This is a genomic window from Streptomyces sp. NPDC046215, assembly GCF_040646215.1.
Classification (GTDB): domain Bacteria; phylum Actinomycetota; class Actinomycetes; order Streptomycetales; family Streptomycetaceae; genus Streptomyces; species Streptomyces stramineus.
Genome location: NZ_JBEYZW010000168.1, coordinates 1 through 4,899, shown reverse-complemented (window position 1 = coordinate 4,899; position 4,899 = coordinate 1). Strand labels below are relative to the sequence as shown.

Below are 4,899 nucleotides of genomic sequence, written 5' to 3'. Positions count from 1 at the left end.
AGGCGCCGGACGGGCTTTCCAGCCCGTCCGGCGCCTGAGGGCACAGCACAGCAGCCCGTCCGGCGCTTGAGGACACCGCCGCGACCCGCCCGGGGAACCGTGGCCTCCGGACGGTGCGGCGGGACGCGTCGCGTGTCACACCGGCGCGTGGTTCCGCCGGGTACGTCCCCGGGTCTAGGTTCGGATCATGTACGCCGCCTACGCTGCCCGCATCGACCATGACCAGCCGCTCGACGGCCTTGAGTTGGGGGAGCGCCCCGAGCCCGAGGCTCCCCCGGGGTGGACGGTGGTCAACGTCAAGGCGGCGTCGCTCAACCACCACGACCTGTGGTCGCTGCGGGGCGTGGGGCTCGGCGAGGAGGCGCTCCCGATGATCCTGGGCTGTGACGCCGCCGGGGTCGACGAGAACGGCAACGACGTCGTCGTCCACTCGGTCGTCGGCCAGACCGGGCACGGCGTGGGCCCGCGCGAGCAGCGCTCCATCCTCACCGAGCGGTACCAGGGCACCTTCGCCGAGCGCGTCGCCGTCCCCGCGTGGAACGTGCTGCCCAAGCCCGAGGGCCTGTCCTACGAGGAGGCCGCCTGCCTGCCCACCGCCTGGCTGACGGCGTACCGCATGCTGTTCACCAGGTCCGGCCTGCGGCCCGGTGAGTCCGTCCTCGTGCAGGGCGCCGGCGGCGGGGTGGCCACCGCCGCGATCGCGCTGGGCGCCGCGGCCGGGCTGCGCGTCTTCGTCACCAGCCGGGACGCGGGCAAGCGGGAGCGGGCCCTGGAGCTGGGCGCCGAGGGCGCGTTCGAGCCGGGGGCGCGGCTGCCGCACCGCGTCGACGCCGTCATGGAGACGGTCGGCGCCGCCACCTGGTCGCACTCCGTGAAGTCCCTCAAGCCGGGCGGCACTCTGGTGATCTCCGGTGCGACCAGCGGTTCCGCGCCCGCCACCGCCGAGCTCAACCGCATCTTCTTCCACGAGCTCAACGTCGTCGGTTCCACCATGGGCACCAAGGAGGAGCTGGCGGACCTGCTGAGCTTCTGCGCCGTGACGGGCGTCCGCCCGGTGATCGACTCCGTCCTGCCCCTTGACCGGGCACGGGAGGGCTTCGAGAGGATGGCCGGCGGCGATCTGTTCGGGAAGGTGGTCCTGACCCTCCGGTGATCCTCGGGGCGGCACGGCCGCCTCGTCGGTCCGGGAGGGTCCATGCGCACGACGGCGGCGGCAGTGACGACGGCGGCCGCGGTGCTGGCGCTCCTCGCGCCGGGCACCGCCCCGGCCCGGGCGGACACCGCTCCCCCGCCCCTGACCGACGAGCGCGGCCGGACCCTCGCCCTGCGCGGGTGGAACGTCGAGGACAAGACCCACCGCGGCGAGCGGGCCCTGGAGGACATCACCGAGCGGCACTTCCGCGACCTCGCCGCCCACGGATTCGACTCGGCGCGGCTGCTGGTCTTCTGGGACGACCTGGAGCCCCGGCCCGGCCGGTACAGCGAACGCTACCTCCGCACCATCGAACGGATCCTCGGCTGGGCGCACCGGCACCGGATCCGCGTCGTGGTCGACGCCCACCAGGACGTCTTCGGCCCGGCCTTCGGCAGCCACCGCGGCATCCCCGCCTGGGCCACGCGCACCGACGGGCTGCCCTACAAGCCCCACCCGGACGACTGGTTCGCCGAGTACTACGAACCCGCCGTCCAGGCCGCGTTCGAGCACCTCTACGAGGACGCCGACCTGCGGCGCGCCCAGGCCCGGATGTGGCAGGTGCTCGCCGGGCGCCTCGCCGGTCACCCGGCCGTGCTCGGCTACGACCTGATCAACGAGCCGATGGGCAGGCTCCGTCCCGGCGAGCAACTCCCGGACGCCGCACGGCGGATCGAGCGCGAGCAGCTGACGCCGATGTACAACAGGATCGCCCGGGCGATCCGCCAAGTGGACCGCCGGCACTGGCTGTTCGTCGAGCCCACCCCGATCGTCGGCGAGGGCGTGCCGACCGCGCTCGGCCGGATCGCCGACCCCAAGGTGGTGTACGCGCCGCACTTCTACAACGCCGCCATGGAGGCGGGCCGGGACTACGACCCGGCCGCGGGCTGGATCGAGGCGTACGAGGCCGCGGTGACCCGGTACCCCCGCGAGCGGCGGGTGCCGGTGGTGGTCGGCGAGTGGGGGCCGCTGAACAACTCCCTGCCGAACATGGGCCGTTTCTACGAGGACGCCCTCGCCTCGCTGGAGCGGTACTCCTCCGGCTGGGCGGGTTACACCTGGTGCTACGGGGGCGGCTACTGCGCCCTGGACGCGAAGGGCCGCTTCCGCGTCAACAAGGAGCGCACGGCGCGGCCGTACGCGAGCGCGGTGGCGGGGGCGGTGCGCAGCGCGGCCTACGAGGCGGCGGCGGGGACGTACCGGCTGACGTACGTGCCGCGCGGGCCGGCCCCGACGGAGCTGTCCACCCCGCCGGGGCCGGCGGGGTGGCGGGTGCGGGTCACCGGCCCGGCGCGGTCCGACAAGGACCGGGTGCCCCCGGGGGAGCGGGGCCGGGTGTCCGTCCGCGCGCTGCCCGGGCGGGGGCCGGTGACGGTCACGGTGACGCGGGGCGGCTGAGGCGGGCCCGCGCCGTCACCCCGCCGCGGCGAGCGCGCGGCCGAAGGCGCGCAGCCGCTCGTTCTCCGCGTTCCGCCGCCACACCAGGCCGAGCGCCGAGTCGGGCAGTCCGGTGACGGGGACGAAAGCGAGGGGGCTGCGGCCGTGGTACTCCGCGGTCGAGCGGCAGAGCAGCATCCCGGCGCGGTTCGCGGCGGCCAGCGCGAGGCCCTCCTGGAGGGTCGTCACCGCCGGGCCGGCCGGGACCGGCCGGCCGCCGGGCGTGCGGGTCGGGGCCTGCGCCTCGCGCCAGTAGGCGGGCGCGGGGTCGCCGGGGGTCACCAGCGCGCAGCCGGCGAGGTCCTCCGCGGTCAGCTCGGCGCGCCCGGCATAGGGGTGGCGCGGGGAGAGCGCGAGGGTCTGCCGCTGCCGGGAGAAGACCGGCCCGAGGACGAGACCGGGCTCGCGCACGGGCAGCAGGACGACCGCGGTGTCGACGTCGCCCCGGTGCACGGCGCCGAAGGGGTCGCAGAGCGGGATCTCCGTGATCTCGACGGCGCAGCCGGGGTGCCGGGCCTGGAAGGTGCCGACGGCCGCCATGACCCGGTCGTCCGCGGTGCCCTGGAACCCCAGCCGCAGCACTCCCCCGACGTCCCGGGCCGCGCTGCGGGCGTCCTCGACGGTGTCCTTGAGCGCGGCGTAGGCGGGGCGCAGCCCGGTCAGGAGGCGCTCGCCGAGCGGGGTGAGGGCGACCTTGCGGCTGGTGCGGGCGACGAGGCGGGCGCCGACGCGGCTCTCCAGGGAGCGCAGCAGCTGGCTGACGCGGCTCTGTGACAGGTACAGCCGTTCGCCGGTGCGGCCGAAGTGCAGTTCCTCGGAGAGGACGAGGAACGCTTCCAGTTCCTTGAGGTCCAGTCCGCTCATGGCTCCCCCTGGTGATTCCCGGGCCCCCGTGATCGATGAGCCTCGCTCATTGAAGGATGAGTGATCGGGCGTTGTTCCCGGTGAGGGGGCCGCCGAGGCTGGGGCCATGGTGAAAAAGGCAGAGGCGGGACGAGGCCGGTTCGCGGTGGCGGCGGTCGCGGCGGGGACGTTCTCGGTGGTGACGACCGAGATGCTGCCCGTCGGGCTCCTCACCCCGATCGGGGCGGACCTGGGGGTCTCGGACGGCACGGCGGGGCTGACGATGACGGTGCCCGGGCTGGTGGCGGCCGTGGCGGCGCCCCTGATCACGGGCGCGGCGGGACGGCTGGACCGGCGCCGGGTGCTGGTGGGATTGATGGGACTGCTGGCGGCGGCCAACCTGCTGTCGGCGTGGGCCACGGACATTGCCGTATTGGTGGGGCTGCGGGTGCTGGTGGGGGTCTGCATCGGGGGTGTGTGGGCCGTCGCGGGCGGGCTGGCCGTCCGCCTGGTCCCGGAGCGGTCCGTCGGCCACGCCACCACGCTGATCTTCAGCGGGATCGCGGTGGCGTCGGTGCTGGGCGTGCCAGCGGGCACCGCGGTCGGTGAACTGGGCGGCTGGCGGGCGGCGTTCGTGGCCATGGGCGCGGTGTCCGCGGCGGTGGCGGTAGCGCTGGCCGCGCTGCTGCCGCCGCTGCCGCCGGAGCGGGCGGCGGGGTTCCGCGAGGCGCCGGCCCTGCTGCGCGACGGGCGGGTGCGGGTGCGGCTGCTCGTCGTCCTGCTGCTGGTGACGGGCCACTTCGCGGCCTACACGTTCGTCCGGCCGGTGCTGGAGCGGGTGCCGGGGGCCGGGGCAGGGCTGATCGGCGGTCTGCTGCTGGCGTACGGCCTGGCGGGCGTGGCGGGCAATTTCCTGGCGGGGGCCACGGCTGTGCGCAGCCCGCGCGGCACGCTCCTCGTCATCTCCGGTGTCCTGGCCGTGGCGGTGCCCGCGGTGCCGGTCCTGGGCGGGGGCCCGTGGGGTGCGGCGGCCTTGATGGTCGTGTGGGGGCTGGCGTACGGGGGCGTGTCGGTCGGCACGCAGGGCTGGCTGCTGGCGGCGGCGCCCCGCGACCGGGAGACGGCGTCGGCGCTCTTCGTGTCGGTGTTCAACGTGGCGATCTCCCTGGGGGCACTGCTGGGCGGGCGGGCCGTGGACGCGGTGTCGCTGTCCGGGGCGATGGGGCTGGGCGGCCTGCTGGCGCTGGCGTCCCTGATGACCCTGGCGACGGCCGGGGGCCTGCCCGGCCGACGGCGGGGCCTGGAGCGTGTCGGATAGGTCTTCGGCTGCCGGCGCGTTGCCGCCTGCGGCGGCGAGTGCCCTGCGCCGGCCGCCAGCAGGGCCCGCGAGATCGACAGGCCCAGCCCGGAGCCGGAGACGTTCTGAT

The 4,899-nt window shown here is 75.5% G+C and carries 4 protein-coding genes; 3 read left to right on the top strand and 1 reads right to left on the bottom strand.

What is annotated here, in order from left to right; all coding sequences use genetic code 11:
• Positions 1–187: 187 nt before the first annotated feature.
• Both ABZ951_RS33500 and ABZ951_RS33495 read left to right on the top strand, forming a co-directional pair.
• On the top strand, positions 188–1,153 hold the full coding sequence (locus ABZ951_RS33500; RefSeq protein WP_344091828.1) for a zinc-binding dehydrogenase: 966 nt from the start codon (positions 188–190) through the stop codon (positions 1,151–1,153).
• A 42-nt stretch (positions 1,154–1,195) separates the two neighbouring features.
• Complete coding sequence (locus ABZ951_RS33495; RefSeq protein ID WP_344091826.1) at positions 1,196–2,590, top strand: cellulase family glycosylhydrolase; 1,395 nt, start codon at positions 1,196–1,198, stop codon at positions 2,588–2,590.
• Between the two features lie 15 nt (positions 2,591–2,605).
• Here the strand turns inward: ABZ951_RS33495 and ABZ951_RS33490 are convergent, their stop codons facing one another.
• Positions 2,606–3,493: a LysR family transcriptional regulator gene (locus tag ABZ951_RS33490; RefSeq protein ID WP_344091824.1), complete on the bottom strand. Its 888-nt coding sequence runs from the start codon at positions 3,491–3,493 to the stop codon at positions 2,606–2,608.
• Between the two features lie 106 nt (positions 3,494–3,599).
• Here ABZ951_RS33490 and ABZ951_RS33485 point away from each other — a divergent pair, with 106 nt between their 5' ends.
• Entirely contained in the window at positions 3,600–4,790 is a 1,191-nt protein-coding gene (locus ABZ951_RS33485) for an MFS transporter (RefSeq protein ID WP_344091822.1), read from the top strand.
• Positions 4,791–4,899 lie beyond the last annotated feature (109 nt).

What these genes read in the sequence shown, in the direction of transcription:
- ABZ951_RS33495 (WP_344091826.1), top strand. Translation starts at nt 1,196, where the DNA reads ATGCGCACGACGGCGGCGGCAGTGACGACGGCGGCCGCGGTGCTGGCG.
- ABZ951_RS33490 (WP_344091824.1), bottom strand. Translation starts at nt 3,493, where the DNA reads ATGAGCGGACTGGACCTCAAGGAACTGGAAGCGTTCCTCGTCCTCTCC.
- ABZ951_RS33500 (WP_344091828.1), top strand. Translation starts at nt 188, where the DNA reads ATGTACGCCGCCTACGCTGCCCGCATCGACCATGACCAGCCGCTCGAC.
- ABZ951_RS33485 (WP_344091822.1), top strand. Translation starts at nt 3,600, where the DNA reads ATGGTGAAAAAGGCAGAGGCGGGACGAGGCCGGTTCGCGGTGGCGGCG.